The sequence below is a fragment of the Duganella sp. GW821-FHT07G03 genome, assembly GCF_059418605.1.
This window is the reverse complement of sequence record NZ_JBWKQE010000001.1, coordinates 560,240-580,422: the sequence shown is the minus strand read 5'-3', so window position 1 is coordinate 580,422 and position 20,183 is coordinate 560,240. Positions and strand designations below refer to the sequence as shown.

Sequence of the window (20,183 nt, the reverse complement as noted above, 5' to 3'; positions counted from 1 at the left end):
ATTGGTGGGCACCTGCACGGTCATTGTGGTATTCATTCGATTTTCTCCCCTATTTTTTTCGGCTTTCCTGGATTTAGACCGGCAAATCCGGAAATCGTTCAATGCTTGAAAAAATCGGAGAAAGCAGAAGAGAAAATCGGGGCTTTACCACAAGGAGCGTGGCGGCGCACCCCATGTGCATACTCCCACCGGGGTGGTGAGCGCAATGTGCAGCAGGATGGGGGATTCGATGCGCTGCGCTGCATGGCGAGGTAAGCGTAGGCCATAACTTGATTTTGGTCGCTCCAGTTTACTCGTCGCCGTCGTCGTCCTCGGTTTCCGGCGTGCCGTCCTTGACCGCGCGAACGCGGGCCGCGTCGGCGCCGGTCTTCAGCTTGGCGGCGTCGGCCATGAACTGGTCGACGCTGCGATCGGGACTGTGGCGCACTTCCGGCGGCAGCAGCACCGACATGTACAGCTCGTCCGAGGCACGTCCCGTGCTTTGCAGATTGGTCATCAGCATCAGGCCGGCGCCGCCGACCAGCATCACCCAGCAGCTGACGGCGAAGCGTCGCGGATGGTGGGGCTTGATGGTGATCAGGTGGAAGAACAGCATGCCGCAAGCGATCGCCAGCGTGACCAGGTTGCCGTAGCGGGTGAACGCCTCGGCCGACCACGCATACGCCAGCGCCGCGCCGCCAACCCGCCATACGCCCAGCACCGCCAGGCCGCTGCCGAGGATGAACAAGTGCCGGCCCAGCCGCGCGTGGCTGCCGAACAAACGGTTGGCCAGCGCCCACACGCCGCTCCACAGCAGGCCCGCGGCCAGGCTGCTTGCCAGCACCAGCAGGTAGCGTATCAACGCGAACGGTTCGACATCGGACAGCCAGGTTTCCGCGCAGGTGAAGATGGTGATCAGCGCCAGGCCAATGGCGGCCGGCGCCGCGCCTTCCCAGCCGTGCATGGTGGTGTCGGCCAGTTCGTCGGCGACCGGGAAGTCGGCCGCGCGCACCCGCAGCCGCGTGTGGCCCAGGCGCACCATGGTGTCGCCGGCCAGCACCACGCTGGTCTGGCGCTTGCCGTTCAGGTAAGTGCCGTTCTTGCTGCCCAGGTCGCGCAGCACCAGTTCGCCTTCCTCGTTGGCGTCGACCACGGCGTGGGCGGCGGCGCTGTGGGCGTCGTCGAGGATGACATCGTTGTCGTAGCTGCGGCCGAGGCGGATCGGCAGCCTGGCTACTTTGTGACGGTGCAGCACGTCGCCGTTGCGGGCCAGGATTTCGATGAAGTAGGGGGGCTTCATTGCTTGCCTCCCTTGGCTGGAACGGCCGCCACGGCGGGCTTCTTGGCCACCGGCGCCAGGCCCAGCGATTCGATGAATACGCGCGACAGGCGCAGGCCGTTTTCATACGAGACGCCGCGCGCGTCGAGCCGGCTTTGCAGACTCATCAAGCCGTGGTCGGTGCTGGCGGTCAGCAACGCGAAGTCGTACAGGCCGGCGAACTTGCGGTAGGCGCGCACGCACAGCACGGCGCGCAGCGGCAGGTCCTTGTTCTTGACGAAGTCCTCGGTGCATTGCGGGCCGGTCAGGCGGGTGTCCTTGTGCGTGCCGAAATTCTCGTTCTTGAACGAGGCGCTGGCCAGTTGCGCGAAGCGCAGCTGGTCCAGGCCGGTGCTGCGCAGGTACTGGTGGCGGATGCTCAGCTGGCCTGTTTGCAGCGAGCCGCTGACGAAGATCGCCGACTCCATCGCGCAGCTGGCGTCGTCCACCGTGAACGGCTTGTCGGCCTTGACGTTGGAGCGGCCCCAGCAGCGCATCTGCTCGGACTCGCGCACCGGCACTTGATACGGGCCCATCGGCTTCAGGCTCAGCGGGCTGGCCAGCAGCTGGTCGACCATGGCGCGCTGATGGTTCAGCAACTGGGCGGCGACCACGGCGGTGAAGTCGGTGGGCGTTTTCTTTTGCTGCTCCACCCGCTTGAGCAGGTCCTGCGCGTAGCGGGCCGGCACCAGGAAGCTGACCAGTTCGCCATCGAGGCGCTTGGAGACATTGACGCCGGCCACCGCGCCATCCACCGTCACGCTGGGGCCGCCGCTCATGCCGGCGTTGATCGGGCCGGTGAACATCAGCTGGTCGTAGAAGCTGCGCGCGATCACGCCGTTGTAGGCGCCCTCGGAAATGGCGAAGCCCAGGTCGAGCGGATTGCCCAGCGAGTACAGGTACTGGCCCTGCGTCAGCTTGGCCAGCTGCTCGGGGATCTTGAAGAAGCCGGTGCCGTTGCGGCTCACGCGCAGCACGGCCAGGTCGTGCAGCACGTCCACCGCCAGCAGTTCGACGTTGCCGCGCTGGCCGCTGGTGTCCACCCATTCGCCGACGTAGGTGTCGGGATCGAGCGCGAACTGCGAGACCACGTGGTAGTTGGTGACCACCAGGTTGCTGGTGCCGATCAAAAAGCCGGAGCCGACCGACGATTGCGTGCGACCGCTCTTGAGCAGCGAGCGCACTTGCAGGATGTCGTTCTTGGCGGAACCGTAGAGATGCTGGGCCGCGCTGGAGGGCGGCGGCAGCGGGGCGGCGTCGGCGTTGTCGGCGGCGGGCGCCGAGGCCTTGGCGGAGGATTGCGCGGCGGCCAGTTGCGGCGGCGCGGCCGGCGCGTTCGCGGCCTGTGCCGCCAGCGTGGCGGCGTTGGCCCAGGTCAGGGCGATGGCAACGGCAAGCTCGTTAAATTTCATGCAGTCCTTAAAGTTCAACCTTTAAAAATCAAGCTTACAGCGCGCCATCCTCCACCGGCGCCGGGGTCAGCGGCGTCATCATGTGGCCCAGCTTGGCTGCCTTGGTGTTCAGGTAGTGCTGGTTAAAGGCGTTGCGGTTGACCAGCAGCGGAACGCGCTCGGCCACCTCGATGCCCAGTTTGGTCATGGCATCGATCTTACGCGGATTATTGGTCATCAGGCGTAAGCTTTTGACCCCGAATTGCGCCAGCATCGGCTGCACCAGGCCATAGGTGCGCTGGTCCGGCTTGAAGCCCAGTTGCTCGTTGGCCTGCACCGTGTCGGCGCCGGCTTCCTGCAGGCGGTAGGCGCGGATCTTGTTGATCAGGCCGATGCCGCGGCCTTCCTGGCGCAGGTACAGCAGCACGCCGCGGCCCTCGGCGGCGATCTTCTTGAGCGCGCCTTCGAGCTGGGCGCCGCAGTCGCAGCGCTGGGAGAACAGCACGTCGCCGGTCAGGCACTCGGAATGCACGCGCGCCAGCACCGGCTCGCCGTTGCCGATGTCGCCCAGCACCATCGCCAGGTGTTCCTTGCCGGTGGCCTTTTCGACAAAGGCGTGCAGCGTGAACTGGGCCCAAGGGGTCGGCAGGGCGCAGGAAGTCATGTAATCCAGTTCGTCTGTTGCCGGGGTTGCTGCGCTCTGCGACATAGCTATGCTCTTCAATTGATTGATATTCAAGGTAAAAAAGGCGCGCCGGGCTGTTCGAACAGACCCGGCGCGCCCTTCATGATACCAAAACTGGCGGAAAGTTTTTTTAGGCCGTCCTCTACCCCTTATGCGGGCAGGTCGAAGACCAATATTTCCGCCGCTTTGGCATCCTGCAAGGTCACCAGCGTTTCCCCGGTGATTTTCAGCGCATCGCCGCCCTTGAGCGCCGTACCGTTGACCGTCACCTCGCCGCGGATCACGTGGACATAGGACTGGCGCCCCTTGGCCAGCTCATGTTTCAGGCTGTCGCCTGCCGTCATGATGGTGGCGTAGATCGCCGCATCCTGGTGGATCAGCACCGAGCCGTTGCGGCCGTCGCTGGAGGCGATCAGGCGCAGCTGGCCCAGCTTGCTCTCCGGCGTGAAGTGCTTCTCCTCGTAGCTCGGTGGAATGCCGGTCTGGTTGGGCTGGATCCAGATTTGCAGGAAATGCGCCGTTTCCTTCGGCGAGTGGTTAAACTCGCTGTGACGCACGCCATTGCCGGCGCTCATGCGCTGGACGTCGCCGTAATGCAGCACCGAACCGGTGCCCATGCTGTCCTTGTGCTCCAGCGCGCCGCTGAGCACGTAGGAGATGATTTCCATGTCGCGGTGGCCGTGGGTGCCGAACCCCTGGCCGCCCTGGACCTGGTCTTCGTTGATGACCAGCAGCGGGCCGAAACCGGTGTGTTTCGGATCGTGATAGCTGCCGAACGAGAAGGTGTGGCGCGATTGCAGCCAGCCGTGGTTGGCGACGCCGCGTTCTTCACTTTTACGAATTTGCAACATGGTGGGGCTCCGTTTCTTGTAAGTTAATGTGCGATAATTTTGAAAGCTGTTTTCTGATCGCTGCATCCATGAATCACAGTATAAACGGGTGTTTCGGAATAAAAAAACGGAAAATTTACCACTTTACTATCGAAAAAATCGAATGCTCAGACTCAGCCTCGAAGCCCTGCAAATCGTCGACGCCATCGACCGCCGTGGCTCGTTCTCCGCCGCCGGCAAGGAGCTGCACCGCGTGCCCTCGACCATCTCCTACACCGTCGGCAAGCTGGAGGACGACCTCGGCGTGCAGGTGTTCGAGCGCAACGGCCCGCGCGTGGTGCTGACGGCGGCCGGCGTCGAGCTGCTGAAGGAGGGGCGCTACCTGCTCAAGGCGGCGCAGGACCTGGAGCACCGCGTGCGCCGGGTGGCCTCCGGCTGGGAGACCGAGCTGGCGGTCGGCATGGATTCGATGTTCTCGGCCTGCATGTTCCACGACGATATCAAGGCCTTCTACGAGGTCGCCCAGCAGACCCGGCTGCGCATCGTGCAGGAAGCCCTGTCCGGCGCCTGGGAAGCGCTGCTGGACCGCCGTGCCGACCTGCTGGTGGGCGTGGCGGGCGACGGCCCGGCCGGCGGCGGCTACGTCTCCCTGCCGATCGGCAAGATCGGTTTCGTGTTCGCGGTGGCGCCGTCGCATCCGCTGGCGGCGGTGCAGGGCAGGCTGGACCGTGTGCAATTGCAGCAACACCGCGCCGTCAGCGTGGCCGACTCGGCGCGCCAGATGGCGCCGCGCACCGTCGGCCTGCTGCTGGGCCAGGATACGCTGACCGTGCCCGACATGGCCACCAAGTTCCAGTACCAGCTGGCCGGCATGGGCTTCGGCTTCCTGCCGGAGCCGTGCGCGCGCGCCGCCATCGCCGCCGGCCTGCTGGTGGAGAAGGACGTGGAGGAGCCCAAACCGGCCGAAACCTTCTACCTGGCCTGGCGCAGCGGCGAACACGGCGCCGCGCTGCAGTGGTGGCTGGCCCGCATGAAACAGCCGGGGCTGTTCGAACGTTTGGTCGGACATTTGCCGCACCGATTGATATTGCCCGCCACACCAGCATAATGTTGGCCGACGCCAATAATTTCGGAGTACCATAGCAGGATCATCGACCGCTTTCGCTGGACACCTTCAATGACCGCTACGACTGCCATGCCGCCTGTGTTCTTGCATCCTTTGGCCGACCGCAACGGCGTGCCGTCGGCGTTGCTGCTCGATGCCAGTGGCTTGCAAGTTGATATGGTGTCGGCCAGCGTCTTGCAGGAGCTGGCCTCCGGCAGCATGAGTTGCTACTACCGCTTCCGCCCTGGCGCCGGCCAGGCCGACGCCAGGGCGGAGGCTGTCCATCAATTGCTGGACGAGGCCGGCTGGAAGGCGCTGCCGGCCGATAAAGTCCTGCACAGCGACATTCCGCTGGCCGCCGAACTGCCCACCGGCGTCGCGTGGATCGAGGGCGACTGGTTCCTGGCGCCGCCGCCCAAGCCGGTCGGCAGCCAGGCCGCCTCGCGCGCGCTGGCGCTCCAGCTGGTGCAACTGGTCTCGGCCGACGCCGACACCCACGAAATCGAAGCGCTGCTGCGCCAGGACCCGACGCTGTCCTATCACCTGCTGCGGCTGGTGAACTCGCTGGGCATGGGCACCGGCCGCCGCGTCACCAGTTTTTCGCAAGCCATTTTGATCCTGGGCCGCTCGCAGCTGCGCCGCTGGCTCAACCTGATGCTGTTCTCGTCGCGCGAGGCCGACCAGCGCTCGGCCATGCTGCTGGCGCGGGTGTCGGTGCGGGCGCGGGCGATGGAGCTGCTGGCCAAGGCCGCCGGCCACGACAAGCCGCACCAGGAACAGGCTTTCATGGCCGGCATGTTCTCGCTGCTGGGCGTGTTGTTCGGCATGTCGTTGGCCGAGGTGCTGAAGCCGCTGACCATCAGCGAAGCCGTGCAACTGGCGCTGCTGTCGCGTGAAGGCGAGCTGGGCCAGCTGCTCAGCGTGGTCGAAGCCGCCGAACACGACGATGTCGCCGCGCTGACGCTAGGCTTGCAGGCGCTACAGATCGACAACGCCGGCTTCAACCAGGTCCTGGCCGACGCCTACTTGTGGATGCAGGGCGTATCGGCGGGCAAGGCGGGTGCTCCCCATGCATGACGCGATCGAGCGTTGCCTTGCGCTGAGCCGGCAGGCGCGCAGCGAGTCGGGCCAGGCGCTGGCGGCGACGCTGGCCAGGCTCGACGTCGCGCTGGCCGAAGCCGGCCTTGGCTTGCCCGCCAAGGCGGCGGCGCCGGCGGACGCGGAACTGGAACTCGACCTGGCCGGCTACCTGAGCGGCTGGAGCGCCGGCGCCCAGCAGATGTTCGGCTACAGCGCCGCGGAAGCGCTGGGCCAGCACGTGCTGTTCCTGTACGCCGAGGGCGACGACGACGGCAATATCGCCGAGCTGTTCTTCGAGACCGACGGCAACCCCGCCGGCGGCGCCCACACCGAGGTGCGGCGGCGCAAGAAGAACGGCGAACTGATCTGGGTGAAGCTGCACATCCTGCTGCGCCACGACGAGGGCGGCGATCCGGTCGGCATGCTGATCAAGCTCACCAAGGTCAACGAAGCCTTGTCGGAAGAGGACAAGCTCAACCTGCACGCCCGCATCATCGAGGACAGCGACCAGGGCGTGCTGATCACCGACGCCCACGAGCGCATCGTCTCGATCAATTCCTCGTTCACCCGCATCACCGGCTACACGCCGGAAGAATCGATCGGCAAGACGCCCGACCTGCTGCGCTCCGGCGTGCACGACGCCGACTTCCGCGCCAAGGTGCGCTCGGCCATGCAGGGCCAGGGCCCGTGGCGCGGCGAGATCATCGGCAAACGCAAGAACGGCGAGCTGTTCCCGCAGTCGGTGACCATCAGCGTGGTGCGCGACGAGCAGGGCAAGATCAGCCACACCTTCTCGCTGTTTTCCGACATCAGCGTGCACAAGGACGCCGAGGCGCGCATGCAGCGCATGGCCAACTACGACACGCTGACCGGCCTGCCCAACCTGTGCCTGCTGAACCAGCTGGTCGGCCAGGCGCTGACCGAGACCAAGCGCTCGCAAGAGCACGGCGCCTTGCTGGTGATCGAAATCACCCGCATCGGCGCCATCAGCGACACCTTGGGCCACGACATCGGCAACGGCCTGCTGTGCGAGATCGGCCGCCTGTTCCGGCTGTCGCTGCGCGAGGCCGACGTGCTGGCGCGGCTCGACGGCCACAAGTTCGCGGTCGCGCTGCTGCACGTGGAAAAGCGCGAACACGCGGCCATCGTCGCGCAAAAGCTGCTGGCCGCGCTGGCCGCGCCCATCGTCATCGAGAACCACCGGCTGCAGGTCGGCGCCCACATCGGCATCACCGTCTACACCGAGGACGGCACCGACGTCCCGACCCTGATCCGCTACGCCGACGTGGCGATGAACAAGGCGGCGCAGAATATCGAATCGGCCTTCCTGTTCTACAGCGAGGAGATGAACCAGCGCGCCAAGGAACACCTGCGCATCGAGAGCGAGCTGCGCCAGGCGCTCGGCAACAACGAGCTGATGCTGTACTACCAGCCCAAGGTCAGCTTGCGCAGCGGCCGCATCGTCGGCGCCGAGGCGCTGCTGCGCTGGCGCCATCCGGTGCGCGGGCTGGTGTCGCCGGGCGTGTTCATCCCGGTGGCGGAAGAGACCGGACTGATCCTCGACCTCGGCACCTGGGTGCTGGAGGAAGCCTGCCGCCAGGTGCGCGAGTGGAAGGACGCCAACCTGATCATGCCGCCGATCGCGGTCAACCTGTCGGCGCGCCAGTTCGACAACCAGCTGCCCAAGCGCATCGCGGCGGTGCTCGAGCGGCACGGCGTGCAGCCCGACCAGATCAACCTGGAAATCACCGAGAGCCTGCTGGTGCGCGGCACCGACAATGTGATCGCCATCATGAACGAGCTGGTGGCGATGGGCATGGCGCTGGCGCTGGACGACTTCGGCACCGGCTATTCCAGCCTGGCCTATCTGAAGAAATTCCCGATCAGCACCCTGAAGATCGACCGCTCCTTCGTCATCGGCCTGCCGTATGAAGAAAACGATTGCGCCATCGCGCGCGCCATCGTCACCATGGGGCAGCAGCTGCGCCAGGAGATCGTGGCCGAGGGCGTCGAGACGGCCGAGCAGATGAGCTTCCTGCGCGAGCTGGGCTGCGACCAGCTGCAAGGCTATCTGTTCAGCCAGCCGATTCCGGCGGCCGACTTCGCCGGCATGCTGCGCGAAGGCAAACGCCTGGCCTTCGGCGTGCGCTGAAGTGGGGCCCGATTGGCCTCCTGAAAAATCCCGCGATTGGCATCCCGCCGGCGCGCCGTCCCGATGCACAATACCAACATGATAGATCTCTACTACGCCGCCACCCCCAACGGCTTAAAAATGACCATGTACATGGAAGAGGCCGGTCTCGACTACCGGCTGATCCGTGTGAACATCGGCAAGGGTGAACAGTTTGCGCCGGAGTACCTGCGCATTTCGCCGAACAACAAGATCCCGGCGCTGGTGGACCACGCGCCGGCCGACGGCGGCGCGCCGCTGAGCATGTTCGAGTCCGGCGCCATGCTGCAATACCTGGCCGACAAGAGCGGCTTCGGCCTGCCGCGCGATCCGCGCGCGCGGCTGGAGGCGCTGCAATGGCTGACCTGGCAGGTGTCCGGGCTGGGGCCGATGGCGGGACAGATCGGCCACTTCAACATCTACGCGCCGGAGACCGTGCCTTACGCCATCGACCGCTACACGCGCGAGACCAGCCGCCTGTATGGCGTGCTGGACAAGCAGTTGCAAGGCCGCGACTTCATCGCCGGCGAGTTCTCGATCGCCGACATCGCCTGCTATCCGTGGATCGTGCCGCACGAGGGACACGGACAGAACCTGGCCGATTTTCCCGACCTGCAACGCTGGTTCGAAGCGATGCGCGCGCGGCCGGCCACCGTCAAGGCCTACGCCGGCGTGGAGAACGTCTACGCCCGCAAGGAGCGCAATATGTCGGCCGAAGAGCGCGCCATCCTGTTCGGCCAGGCCCGGCCCGTTTGATACGGATGGGACAAAGCACGAAATCCCGGAAGATGACAGAATAGGGACGGCCATGGTGATTATGGCAACCCACAGCTCATTCACTTCTTTCGGAGACTTCCATGCAAAAACGTACTTTCCTGGTCCGTAGCACCGCGGCGCTGATGTTCGCCGGCCTGGCGCTGGGCGGTTGCACCACCACCACCTCGGCCGGCAAGGCCGATTCGTCTGCCGTGCGCACCGAGATCGAGCAGGGTTCCTACTCGACGCTGGAGCGCCTGTATTCGGAAGTGAAGGGTTCGCGCGAGCTGGTGCGCAAATCGGCCGGCGTGCTGGTGTTCCCGCGCGTGCTGGCGGCCGGCCTGGTGGTGGGCGGCGAATATGGCAAGGGCGTGTTGCGCACCGGCGGCCAGTCGGTCGACTATTACAGCGTGGCCTCGGTGTCGGTCGGCTTTCAGGCCGGGGCGCAATCGAAGGCCGTGGTGCTGCTGTTCATGACCAGGGAAGCGCTGGATAAATTCCGCAACAGCAAAGGCTGGACGGCCGGCGTCGACGGCTCGGTGGCGCTGCTGAAAGTGGGCGCCAACGGCGAGATCGACACCACCACCGCCAACAATCCGGTGCAGGCGCTGGTGCTGACCAACGCCGGCCTGATGGCCAACCTCAACCTCGAAGGCACCAAGATCTCCAAGCTGGAGCTCTGATCCTTCGGTCCGGCGCGGAAAAGGCTATGCCGGCGCGCCGGTTGCGGCTACTCTTACGCTCATCTATCATTCATGAGGAATACCGATGAGCCGTAACATCCTGGACGAAGCCCACATCCACCCAGCCGTGCGCGAGCGCGTCGGCGGCTATCACCGCGACCTGGTGGCCGAGGTACAGGCCGCCGTGGCGGCCAATGCCGTGGTGGTGGTCGGCATGGGCTTGAATCCCTTCCCGCGCAAGGCCCGTAAAATTCTCGACGGCCTCGGCACTCCCTACCAATACCTGAGCTATGGCAGCTACCTGTCCGCATGGCGTCCGCGCACGGCGCTGAAGATGTGGACTGGCTGGCCGAGCTTCCCGATGATCTTCGTGAAAGGCACGCTGATCGGCGGCGCCGACGATCTGCAAAAGCTGGTCGAGCAGGGCGAATTCGCGCGCATGGTGGCCTGATGCAAACGCTGGCGCTGCCGCCCGGCCAGCTCGGCTAGTCGGGAGCGACTTCGTGGAGCTTGTCGGTGAGTTCCTTGAGCGGCGCCGGCACGGCGTCCAGGTGGTAGTGGATGGAGTGCGCCTGCGGGCCCTGGTCCACCTTGAGGTCGTACAAAAAATCCGACGAGCGTGGCGCGGGCTTGAGCAGCTGGTCCGGCAACGTGAAAAAGTCGCAGGCGCTCAGCAGGTGCTCCAGCTCATGCGCCTGATGCGGCGGCAGCAGCGACAGGTCGACCGTGCGCGTCTGCGCGCCGGCCGGGCCGGTAAAGCCTCCGGTGCATCGCAACGATAAACGTGTCATACGATTTCTCCTAAACGACGCCGACCACTTTCCATGCCGCCTGCACCGCGTGCTGCTCGGCCGAATCGGCGCCATACAGCAGCGTGGCCGCCTGCGCGGTGGCTTTGGCCATGTCGGCAAAGCTGGCGTTCGATGTCAGCAGGCCAAGCGCCTTGTACCAGACCGGTCCGGCCTTGTCCCACGAGTTGCCCTTGAGCGCGATGGCGGTCGCGTAGAAAGCATGGTTGGGTATGCCCGAATTGATGTGCACATCGCCGCCGTCCACATATCCTGCCATGGTTTTCGGTTGATCGTCGCCCGACCAGGTGAGTTCCTTGTTGCCCGGATCGGCCATCGAGCGCAGCGCCTTGCCGACGCTGGGCGCCAGGATGCCGGCGCCGATCAGCCAGTCGGCCTGCTCGACGCTCTGCCTGAGCTTCCATTGTTTGACGATGCTGCCAAACACGTCCGAGATCGATTCGTTCAGCGCGCCGCTCTGGTTTTCATAGACCAGGCCGCCGGGCACGGCGTGCTGGGTCACGCCATGGGTCAGTTCGTGCGCGATGACGTCGAGCGCGCCGGTGAAGCCGAGGAACAGTTTGCCGTCGCCGTCGCCGTAGACCATTTGCTGGCCGTTCCAGAAGGCGTTGTTGAACTTGTTCAGGTAGTGGACGGTGGAATCGATGCGCAAGCCCTTGTTGTCGATGGAGTTGCGCTTGAGGACCTCACGATAGAAATCGTAGGTGGCGCCGGCGCCGTCGTAGGCCTGGTTGACGGAGGCGTCCGCCACCGCCAGACCGCCTTCGCTGCGCGCCAGCTTGCCGGGCAGGGTGGATTTGTGGTGGGCGTCGAAGACGGTGCGGCGCTTTTCGCCGACCGAGGCGATGCCGGCCGCGACCGGCGTGACCGAACGCTGGCCCCGCAGGTAGGCCGAGGCTTCGCACTGGTCCAGCAGCAGGCTGCGTTCCGCCGGCGAGGCGGTATCGGCCAGCTTGCGCAGCATATTGGACGGGATGATGAAGCAAGTGCAGCTGTGCGGCTCGGTCGCCATGACGTTCTCCTTCGGAATTGCAACAGTGCCTTCTTTATACACTTGTTTGCTGGGTCGGGACGCCACGATTGCCGGGGCACCGGAGCAGGAAGCGTGGTGGGGCCATGGCTTGACTCAAAGAGGCCCGGTAGGAATAGGTTATGTTGAACAGGTCGTCGTCTCATTTTTTGACTAACCTGTCTACTACCCTAATGCCATGAAACAAAGTGAATTCGTTAGATGGTTGACACTGCGTGGCGCAACTTTTAGAGAAGGCTCCAAGCATTTGAAAGTATATTGCAATGGACGGCAAAGCCATCTTCCACGCCACCCGTCCAAGGAGTTGACGACGGGACTGGTGGAGAGCATCAAGAAGCAGTTAGGTTTAAAGTAGAAATCGAAGAATGGAGGCCATATGAAATTCCCCGCTACTTTTACGTTTGAAGAAGGAAAGATTGTTGTGCGGTTTCGCGACATTCCGGAAGCGATCACTCAAGGTGACAACGAAGCCGATGCTATGGAGATGGCCGAGGACGTGTTGATCTCTTCAATGGACTTCTACTTTGAAGATCAGCGCCCGGTGCCGCTGCCCTCGGTACCCGCTCCAGGAGACCGGCTAGTGCCGTTGCCACCAGGTCTCATGCAGCATATCCTCGCACACAACAAAATGCTGGCTTCCAAAATCGGCACTGCAATGTGAACGAGCCCCACGAGGGATATTGGTTTGCAAAAATGATATTCTTGTGGGATGTGCCATCCTCAAAATATTAATACGTAGCCCGGAGTTCCCGCATGGCCAAATTCAGCATCATCTCGTTTGTGTTGGTTCTATTGATCGGCAACGTTCCTGCACAAGCGGAGACTTGGCAACCATCGTCGGGTCAGGAGCAGGTTCCGATCTGGCCCGGCGCGGTACCTGATGCGATATCCGCGTCGAAGCCGGAGTCGGTCGCGCCGCGCGACGGGCACGGCGGCTGGCTCCAGGTCAGCGATGTGGGCCAGCCGACCATGACGGTGTACTCGCCCAAGGGCCAGAACACCGGGGCGGCGGTCGTGGTCTTTCCAGGCGGCGGGTTCAAGGTGCTGGCCATGGATTTGGAGGGCACTGAAATCTGCCACTGGCTGACGTCGCGCGGCATCACCTGCGTGCTGCTCAAGTACCGCGTCCCCAACGGCAACCACCACTGGGACGAGAAATGCCAATGCCACGTGACGCCCAAGGTTCCACGCGCGTTGCAGGACGCGCAACGGACGATCCGGCTGGTCCGATCCAAGGCCGAGGAACTGCACATCAATCCCGCTAAAATCGGCGTGATCGGCTTCTCGGCAGGCGGCTATCTGGTGGCGCAGACCAGCAACATGGTCGCGCTGACGTACAAGGCCGTCGATGCGATCGACAAGTTCAGCAGCCGCCCCGACTTCGCCATTGCGCTGTATCCAGGCCACCTGTGCCGCGCCGCCGGCAAGTTCGATTCCAGCATCCGCGTCACCAGCCAGGCGCCGCCAACGTTCCTGTTGCAAGCCTGGGACGACCCGGTCGACCCCATCTGCAACAGTACGCTGTACGCGCGGGCGCTGGACCAGGCCGGCGTATCGGCGGAGGTCCATCTGTTTGCCAAGGGCGGGCATGCCTTCGGCCTCAGGGACAAGGACCATCCGGTGTCGTCGTGGCCGTCGCTGGTTGAAAACTGGCTCAAGGATATCGGGATGCTGTAGGCCGGGGCCGTAGCATGTTGGCGACGATCTGTAAAATTGTTTGCCTCGGTAGCATTCGAGGCAACCATCCCAGCATGCGATTTGCTCCGCCGGGAACGATGTGGCTGCGGCCTCGATCCAGCGCCTGCAAGCTGGCGTTGACGACCGTATCGGCGGGCATGCGCGTGCCGACCCCGGCCTCCGCGGCGCCGACCACGTCAAAGAAAGCGGTATCGGTGGCGCCCGGACACACGGCCAGCACGCGCACGCCGCGGGCGCGGTACTCCTGCCACAAGGCTTCCGAAAACGAGAGCACGAAAGCCTTGGTGGCGCCATAGATGGCCATGTAGGGCAGGGGCTGCAAGGCGGCGGTCGATGCCACGTTGATGATTGCGCCTTCCCCCCGGTCCAACATGGCGGGCAATACCGCGTGGCTGAGCTCGACTACGGCTCGGCAATTGAGCGCTATCTCGTCAAGCTGCCGTTCCAGCGACAGCGCATCGAAATGGCCGTGCGTCGCAAAGCCGGCGTTGTTGATCAGGATGTCAGGCCTTAGTTCCAGCGCGCTTGCCCTCGCATGGACGTCGCTGGCGGCGCCGGCCTCGGTCAGGTCGGCAGCCAGAGCGTGAGCCCGGACGCCGTGGCGCTGCGCCAGCTCCCGCGCCAGGACGTTGAGCTTGTCCTCCGACCGCGCTACAAGGAGCAAGTTCGCGCCGCGCGCCGCCAGCGCGTGGGCGTATGCCAGGCCGATTCCGGATGAGGCGCCTGTTACCATGATGGTGGTGTTGCGATAGTTGAGTGGTCGCATGATGAAATGATTTGTTGAGAGAGCATTGACTGTAAAGCGTGGACCAAGGTCCACGGTCAATCACTGTTTTCAACGATAAGAAGGGAAGTGGTAATGCGCATTGGTGAGATTGCATCCCGGGCCGGCGTTTCGCGCGACACGGTCCGGTTCTATGAACGCATGGGCTTGCTCAGCGAGGCCGCCCAGCCGCATTTGAGCAACAACTACAAGGAATATTCGGCGCTGGCGTTGCGGCGTATCGAGCTCATTACGCACGCCAAGGCACTCGGTTTTACGCTGAAAGAGATCGCCGGTGTGATCGGCGCCTGGGAACAGGAAGCGCTGGCGCCAGGCAAAAAACGTCTGCTGATACGCGAAAAAATTCGTGAAGTGGAAAGCAAAGCGCACTCGCTGTCCGTGCTACGCGTTGCGCTGTCAGAAGCGCTGGACAAAGTAGAAAGCGGCTGCAGCGACGAGGACCCGGCGCGGCAGGTGGGGTGACGTGACAGACCGGCGGCTCAGCGCGACCGGCCCCGGCGCAGCGGATCGAGCAGGCTGCGCAGATCGTTGTGGTCGAGCTCGTACATCAGCGCGATCAGGCCGCCCAGTTCGCCGGAGGGAAAGCCTTCGCGCGCGAACCAGCCCAGGTAGTGGCCGGGCAGGTCGGCGATGACGCGGCCTTTGTATTTACCGTAGGGCATTTCACGCGTCAGCAGCAGGGCAAGTTTTTCGGAATTCATCGTCGGGCTACAGTACAATCGGGTTGCTATTTTAACTATCTTAACGCTGACCGAAGAGGACTGTTATGTCATTCAAAGCCGTTTTGCTGCTGTGCGCGCTGGCCGCGCCGATGCTGGCGCAAGCCGATCCACAGCCTATCCCGGCCGCCAAGCGCGCCTACATCGGCGATTGGAGGGGCAAGGACATGGAGCTTAACATCGAAGCCGGCGGCAAGCTGTACTACAAACGCAACCAGCCGGGCAAGAATATCAATCTCAGCATCGATATCATCGACTTCAATGGCGATAATTTTGATGCCGGCGTCGGCATCATCCGCAGCACCTTCGTCGTCTCCCAGCCGCCGCATCTGCAGGACAAAAAGATGAAGATGACTGTCGATGGCGTCGAGTTGACCAAGGTGGAGTGATGATTATTGCCTTGGGATCAAATATCTTTGCTATTTTTGAGTCTTTTTCTCACTAAAAAAAATCCCGATACTGCATGACATCAACTTTTCAGGAGTGAATGTCATGCCTATTGCCTTGCTGGCGCTGACCATCAGCGCTTTTGCCATCGGGACCACCGAGTTTGTCATCGTCGGCCTGCTGCCGACCATCGCCGCCGATCTGGGCGTGAACCTGCCGTCTGCCGGCCTGCTGGTGAGCCTGTATGCGCTGGGCGTGGCCGTCGGCGCGCCGGTGCTGACCGCGCTGACCGGCAAAGTGCCGCGCAAGGCGCTGCTGGTGTCGCTGATGGTGCTGTTCACCCTCGGCAATCTGCTGGCGTGGAAAGCGCCCGGCTATGAATCGCTGGTGATCGCCCGCATCCTGACCGGCCTGGCGCACGGCGTGTTCTTCTCGATCGGCTCGACCATCGCCACCTCGCTGGTGCCCAAGGAGAAGGCCGCCAGCGCGATCGCCATCATGTTCACCGGCCTGACCGTGGCGCTGGTGACCGGCGTGCCGCTGGGCACCTTCATCGGCCAGCACTTCGGCTGGCGCGAGACTTTCCTGGCCGTGTCCGCCTTGGGCGTGCTGGCTTTCGTCGGCAGCCTGCTGTTCGTGCCGTCGACGATCAAGCACAGCAAGCCGGCTTCGCTGCTGCAGCAGGTCAAGGTGCTGGGTGAGCCGCGTCTGCTGCTGGTGTATGCGATCACTGCGCTGGGCTATGGCGGCTCCTTCACCGCCTTCACCTACCTGGCGCCCATCCTGCAAGACGTCACCGGTTTCAGCGCCAATACCGTCGGCCTGGTGATGCTGGTGTACGGCGTCTCCGTCGCGGTGGGCAATATCTGGGGCGGCAGGCTGGCCGACCAGCGCGGCCCGATCGGCGCGCTGAAGATCATCTTCCTCGGCCTGGCCGCCGTGCTGTTCGTGCTGAGCTTTGCCGCGCCGTATAAATGGCTGGTGCTGGCGACTGTGCTGGCGTGGGGCGCCGTGGCCTTCGGTAATGTCGCGGGATTGCAAGTGTACGTGGTGCAGCAGGCCGAACACTTCACGCCGCGCGCCGTCGACGTGGCTTCGGGCCTGAACATCGCCGCCTTCAATGTCGGCATCGCCGGCGGCGCCTGGGGCGGCGGCCTGATCGTCGATCATTTCGGCCTGGTGCATACCGGCTGGGTCGGCGGCCTGGTGGTGCTGGGCGCGTTGGGCTTGACCGTGCTGAGCGGCCGCCTGGACCGTCTGAATCTACGCCCCGCCAGCGTCGGCGGCGAGAAATCGCTGCATGCGGTAGCCCACTAAAAAGAGCACCGGCCGCGCAGCCAGCGCGACCGGTGTATATTGGCGGCGAATTGAATCATTGGATCGCCCCCTCATGTCTGCTGTTTCCCTGTTCTGCCTCGTGTTCGCCTATTTCGCCTTGCTGCTGGCCGTGGCCTGGCGCACCTCCCGCAACGCCAGCAATGACAGCTTCTTCATCGGTAACAAGCAAAGCAACTGGATGCTGGTCGCGTTCGGCATGGTCGGCACCACGCTGAGCGGCGTCACCTTCATCAGCGTGCCCGGCGCCGTCGGCCGCGACGGCTTCGGCTACCTGCAAGTGATACTCGGCTATGTGCTCGGCTACATCGCTGTCGCCTACATCCTGTTGCCGCTGTACTACCGTCTCAAGCTGACCTCGATCTACAGCTATCTCGACCAGCGGCTGGGCCAGCGCTCCTACCAGAGCGGCGCCGCCTTCTTCATCCTGTCGCGCACCCTGAGCGCCTCGGCGCGGCTGTACCTGGTGGTCAACATCCTGCAAGCGACCATCCTCGACAGCCTGGGCGTGCCGTTCTGGCTGACCACGCTGGTGATCCTGGCCATGATCCTGCTGTACACCTACGAGGGCGGCGTCAAGACCATCGTCTGGACCGACACGCTGCAAACCACCGGCATGCTGCTGGGCCTGGTGATCTGCACCGGATGGCTGCTGGCCCAGCTGGACCTGAGCCTGCCCGCCAGCCTGGCGGCGATGGCGGCGCACGGCCTGACCCACGTCGTCACCAGCTCGGTCGACAGCCCCGCGTATTTCTGGAAGCAGGTGCTGGCCGGCTTCTTCATCGTGCTGGCGATGACCGGCATGGACCAGGAGATCATGCAAAAAAATATCTCGGTGCGGACGCTGCGCGATTCGCAAAAGAACATGCTGCTGCTGACCGTGATCCTGACCGGCGTGCTGCTGCTGTTCATGTTCCTCGGCGGCCTGCTGACCCTGTACGCGCCCACGGTGGGCCTGGCGGCGAGCGGCGACAAGCTGTTCCCGGCCGTGGTGATGCAGCACATGCCGGCCGCCGTGCAGCTGATCTTCTTCATCGGCCTGGTGTCCGCACTGTTCCCCAGCGCGGACGGCGCCATGACCGCGCTGACCTCGACCTTCTGCATCGACATCCTCGGCATGCAGCGCCGCGCCGACCTGCCGGACGCGGCCAAGGTGAGCCTGCGCCACCGCGTCCACCTGGGCTTCTGCGCGCTGTTCCTGTTGCTGGTGCTGCTGTTCAAATGGGTGGACAACGCCAGCATGATCGGCCTTGTGTTGAAGCTGACCGGCTATACCTATGGCCCATTACTCGGCCTGTTCGCCTTCGGCATCCTGACCCGCCGCAGCGTGCGCGACCGCTGGGTGCCGTTGGTGGCGCTGGCCGGCCCGGCCCTGTGCTATGTTATTGATTACAATCAAAAATTGCTGTTCGGCAGCTATCGCCTGGGCCTGGAGTTGCTTATCATGAACGGATTGCTGGTGTTCACCGGGCTGCTGCTGATCTCCAAACCGAGACAGTAACGATGGCATGCAGTATCATTCTTGCAAATTACGCAATCACTTGGAGTACAAATGAGCAGATCCCCGTTTTCCTATATACGCAGCGGCTTCGCCTTTTGCTGGCGCGCGCTGGACACCGGCCGCCGCGCGTTGCTGAACCTGCTGTTCCTGTTGGTGTTGATTATTCTGCTGTACGCCATCTTCGGCGGCGGCGCCAAACCGCTGTCGCCCAAGACCACGCTGGTGCTGAACCTGAAGGGCCAGCTGGTCGAACAGTCCAACAACAACGCGCGCGACGCGCTGCTGACCAGCGTGCGCGGCGGCGAGACCCACAAGATGATGCAGCTGCGCGACGTGCTGTCCGTGCTGGAGACCGCCGCCAAGGACCCTGAGATCACCGGCGCCGTGCTGCTGACCGACGAGATGGAAGGCGGCGGCCAGGCCATGCTGCGCGAAGTGGCGGCCGGCATCGACCGCTTCAAGGCGTCCGGCAAGCCGGTGGTGGCCTGGGGCTCCAGCTACGACCAGCGCCAGTACCTGCTGGCCGCACACGCCAGCGAGGTGTATCTGCACCCGATGGGCATGGTGCTGCTGGAAGGCTTCGGCCGCTATCGCAACTACTACCGCGACGCGCTCGACAAGCTGGGCGTGACGGTCAACCTGCTGCGCGTGGGCACCTACAAGAGCTTCGGCGAGCCCTATATCGCCAACGGCCCGTCGCCTGCGGCGGTCGAGGCTGAGTCCTACCTGAACAACGCGCTGTGGGCTTCCTACACCGGCGACATCGAGAAGGCGCGCAAGCTGCCGCAAGGCCAGGTCATGAAGACCATCAACGACCTGCCGGCGCAAGTGGCCGCCGTCAATGGCGACCTGGCCAAGGTGACCCTGTCGGCCAAGTGGGTCGACGGCTTGAAAACCAAGGACGAAGTGCGCGACATGATGATCAAGCGCGGCGCCCGCGACACCGAAGGCAAGAGCTTCCGCCAGATCAATTTTGAAGACTACCTGGCCCGCGTGCACACCAAGTTCACCGGCGACGCCATCGGCGTGATCGTGGCGCAGGGTGAAATCAGCGACGGCACCGCCGGTCCGGGCGCCATCGGCGGCGATTCCACCTCCAAGCTGATACGCGCCGCGCGCGAGGACGACCATATCAAGGCCGTGGTGCTGCGCGTCGATTCGCCTGGCGGCAGCGCCTTCGCTTCGGAGCTGATCCGCCGCGAGCTGGAACTGACCCGCGCCGCCGGCAAGCCGGTGGTGGTCTCGATGGGCAACGTCGCCGCATCCGGTGGCTACTGGATCTCGATGTCGTCCGACGAAGTGATAGCCGACCCGAACACCATCACCGGCTCGATCGGCGTGTTCGCCATCCTGCCGACCGCCGACAAGGTGATCGACAAGCTGGGCATCCACACCGCCGGCCAGCCGACCACCTGGCTGGGCGACGCCGGCAATCCACTGCGTCCGCTGGACCCGCGCTTCGGCCAGGTGATCCAGGGCAGCATCAACCACATCTACGCCGAGTTCACCGGCCGCGCCGCCAAGGCCCGCAAGACCACGCCGGAGAAAATCGACGCCGTGGCGCAGGGCCGCGTATGGACCGGCGCGCAAGCCAAGGAGCGCGGCCTGGTCGACACGCTGGGCAGCTATAACGACGCGTTGAAATCGGCCGCCAGGCGCGCCAAGCTGACCGACTACCGCGTGGTCTATATCGAACGCGAAGCAAGCAAGTTTGACCGCATCATCGACATGGTGGGCGGTTCGGCGGCGCAGGCGGTGGCGCAGGCCATCGGCGCGCAGGTCAAGCTGGGCGTGACCGCCAGCACCGGCCTGCCGCCTAACGCGGCGGCCGGCATCGTCAACGACCTGGGTTGGCTGTCGGAGATCACGGCGGCGCACAAGCCGTTCACCGCGATCACCCACTGCCTGTGCGAATCGCCTTGA

Annotated in this window: 22 protein-coding genes; 14 read left to right on the top strand and 8 right to left on the bottom strand. The window is 64.1% G+C overall.

Annotation, left to right across the window (positions count from 1 at the left end; all coding sequences use genetic code 11):
* Positions 1–289 precede the first annotated feature (289 nt).
* The 4 genes from AC07OK_RS02600 to AC07OK_RS02585 all read right to left on the bottom strand — a co-directional run bounded on the left by AC07OK_RS02600 (position 290) and on the right by AC07OK_RS02585 (position 4,224).
* Positions 290–1,279, bottom strand: coding sequence for an FHA domain-containing protein (locus AC07OK_RS02600; protein ID WP_494688823.1), 990 nt, complete (start codon positions 1,277–1,279; stop codon positions 290–292).
* The gene (locus AC07OK_RS02595) at positions 1,276–2,709 is read right to left on the bottom strand and encodes a S1 family peptidase (protein WP_494688822.1); all 1,434 of its coding nucleotides are present in this window, start codon (positions 2,707–2,709) and stop codon (positions 1,276–1,278) included. The genes AC07OK_RS02600 and AC07OK_RS02595 overlap by 4 nt, the downstream gene beginning before the upstream one ends.
* A gap of 34 nt (positions 2,710–2,743) precedes the next feature.
* Complete coding sequence (gene ribA, locus AC07OK_RS02590; RefSeq protein ID WP_116988059.1) at positions 2,744–3,397, bottom strand: GTP cyclohydrolase II; 654 nt, start codon at positions 3,395–3,397, stop codon at positions 2,744–2,746.
* A gap of 125 nt (positions 3,398–3,522) precedes the next feature.
* Entirely contained in the window at positions 3,523–4,224 is a 702-nt protein-coding gene (locus AC07OK_RS02585) for a pirin family protein (protein WP_494688821.1), read from the bottom strand.
* A gap of 142 nt (positions 4,225–4,366) precedes the next feature.
* On the opposite strand from AC07OK_RS02585, the gene AC07OK_RS02580 reads away from it, so the two are divergent.
* The 6 genes from AC07OK_RS02580 (at position 4,367) to AC07OK_RS02555 (ending at position 10,448) form a co-directional block, all read left to right on the top strand.
* Positions 4,367–5,311 (top strand): LysR substrate-binding domain-containing protein, encoded by a 945-nt coding sequence (locus AC07OK_RS02580; protein ID WP_494688820.1) that lies wholly within the window; start codon positions 4,367–4,369, stop codon positions 5,309–5,311.
* A 69-nt stretch (positions 5,312–5,380) separates the two neighbouring features.
* Positions 5,381–6,385, top strand: coding sequence for an EAL and HDOD domain-containing protein (locus tag AC07OK_RS02575; protein WP_494688819.1), 1,005 nt, complete (start codon positions 5,381–5,383; stop codon positions 6,383–6,385).
* On the top strand, positions 6,378–8,540 hold the full coding sequence (locus tag AC07OK_RS02570; protein ID WP_494688818.1) for a putative bifunctional diguanylate cyclase/phosphodiesterase: 2,163 nt from the start codon (positions 6,378–6,380) through the stop codon (positions 8,538–8,540). The genes AC07OK_RS02575 and AC07OK_RS02570 overlap by 8 nt, the downstream gene beginning before the upstream one ends.
* A 78-nt stretch (positions 8,541–8,618) precedes the next feature.
* The gene (locus AC07OK_RS02565; RefSeq protein ID WP_494688817.1) at positions 8,619–9,314 is read left to right on the top strand and encodes a glutathione S-transferase N-terminal domain-containing protein; all 696 of its coding nucleotides are present in this window, start codon (positions 8,619–8,621) and stop codon (positions 9,312–9,314) included.
* Between the two features lie 101 nt (positions 9,315–9,415).
* Entirely contained in the window at positions 9,416–9,997 is a 582-nt protein-coding gene (locus AC07OK_RS02560) for a BPSL1445 family SYLF domain-containing lipoprotein (RefSeq protein WP_494688816.1), read from the top strand.
* A gap of 85 nt (positions 9,998–10,082) precedes the next feature.
* Positions 10,083–10,448, top strand: coding sequence for a glutaredoxin (locus tag AC07OK_RS02555; RefSeq protein ID WP_494688815.1), 366 nt, complete (start codon positions 10,083–10,085; stop codon positions 10,446–10,448).
* A 34-nt stretch (positions 10,449–10,482) separates the two neighbouring features.
* Here the strand turns inward: AC07OK_RS02555 and AC07OK_RS02550 are convergent, their stop codons facing one another.
* Both AC07OK_RS02550 and AC07OK_RS02545 read right to left on the bottom strand, forming a co-directional pair.
* Positions 10,483–10,788 carry a protealysin inhibitor emfourin gene (locus AC07OK_RS02550; RefSeq protein WP_494688814.1) on the bottom strand — a complete coding sequence of 102 codons (306 nt, stop codon included), beginning with the start codon at positions 10,786–10,788 and terminating at the stop codon, positions 10,483–10,485.
* Positions 10,789–10,798: 10 nt separating this feature from the next.
* Positions 10,799–11,818 carry a M4 family metallopeptidase gene (locus AC07OK_RS02545; RefSeq protein WP_494688813.1) on the bottom strand — a complete coding sequence of 340 codons (1,020 nt, stop codon included), beginning with the start codon at positions 11,816–11,818 and terminating at the stop codon, positions 10,799–10,801.
* Positions 11,819–12,014: 196 nt separating this feature from the next.
* Here AC07OK_RS02545 and AC07OK_RS02540 point away from each other — a divergent pair, with 196 nt between their 5' ends.
* The 3 genes from AC07OK_RS02540 to AC07OK_RS02530 all read left to right on the top strand — a co-directional run bounded on the left by AC07OK_RS02540 (position 12,015) and on the right by AC07OK_RS02530 (position 13,513).
* Positions 12,015–12,191 (top strand): type II toxin-antitoxin system HicA family toxin, encoded by a 177-nt coding sequence (locus tag AC07OK_RS02540; protein WP_494688812.1) that lies wholly within the window; start codon positions 12,015–12,017, stop codon positions 12,189–12,191.
* Between the two features lie 21 nt (positions 12,192–12,212).
* Entirely contained in the window at positions 12,213–12,497 is a 285-nt protein-coding gene (locus tag AC07OK_RS02535) for a type II toxin-antitoxin system HicB family antitoxin (RefSeq protein WP_494688811.1), read from the top strand.
* Between the two features lie 92 nt (positions 12,498–12,589).
* Entirely contained in the window at positions 12,590–13,513 is a 924-nt protein-coding gene (locus tag AC07OK_RS02530; protein WP_494688810.1) for an alpha/beta hydrolase, read from the top strand.
* On the opposite strand, the gene AC07OK_RS02525 is transcribed toward AC07OK_RS02530, so the two are convergent.
* Positions 13,491–14,300: an SDR family NAD(P)-dependent oxidoreductase gene (locus AC07OK_RS02525; RefSeq protein WP_494688809.1), complete on the bottom strand. Its 810-nt coding sequence runs from the start codon at positions 14,298–14,300 to the stop codon at positions 13,491–13,493. The two genes, AC07OK_RS02530 and AC07OK_RS02525, sit on opposite strands and share 23 nt — an antisense overlap.
* Before the next feature lie 93 nt (positions 14,301–14,393).
* Here AC07OK_RS02525 and AC07OK_RS02520 point away from each other — a divergent pair, with 93 nt between their 5' ends.
* A complete protein-coding gene (locus tag AC07OK_RS02520) occupies positions 14,394–14,780 on the top strand; it encodes a MerR family transcriptional regulator (protein WP_494688808.1) in 387 nt (128 codons plus the stop codon).
* 17 nt (positions 14,781–14,797) lie between these two features.
* Here the strand turns inward: AC07OK_RS02520 and AC07OK_RS02515 are convergent, their stop codons facing one another.
* On the bottom strand, positions 14,798–15,019 hold the full coding sequence (locus AC07OK_RS02515) for a DUF3820 family protein (RefSeq protein WP_217944385.1): 222 nt from the start codon (positions 15,017–15,019) through the stop codon (positions 14,798–14,800).
* A gap of 65 nt (positions 15,020–15,084) precedes the next feature.
* Here AC07OK_RS02515 and AC07OK_RS02510 point away from each other — a divergent pair, with 65 nt between their 5' ends.
* The 4 genes from AC07OK_RS02510 (at position 15,085) to sppA (ending at position 20,183) form a co-directional block, all read left to right on the top strand.
* Positions 15,085–15,426, top strand: coding sequence for a hypothetical protein (locus tag AC07OK_RS02510; RefSeq protein ID WP_494688807.1), 342 nt, complete (start codon positions 15,085–15,087; stop codon positions 15,424–15,426).
* A 103-nt stretch (positions 15,427–15,529) separates the two neighbouring features.
* Positions 15,530–16,741, top strand: a complete 1,212-nt coding sequence (locus tag AC07OK_RS02505) for an MFS transporter (protein ID WP_494688806.1) — start codon at positions 15,530–15,532, stop codon at positions 16,739–16,741.
* 73 nt (positions 16,742–16,814) lie between these two features.
* A complete protein-coding gene (locus AC07OK_RS02500) occupies positions 16,815–18,260 on the top strand; it encodes a sodium:solute symporter (protein WP_494688805.1) in 1,446 nt (481 codons plus the stop codon).
* Between the two features lie 51 nt (positions 18,261–18,311).
* Positions 18,312–20,183 carry a signal peptide peptidase SppA gene (gene sppA, locus AC07OK_RS02495; protein ID WP_494688804.1) on the top strand — a complete coding sequence of 624 codons (1,872 nt, stop codon included), beginning with the start codon at positions 18,312–18,314 and terminating at the stop codon, positions 20,181–20,183.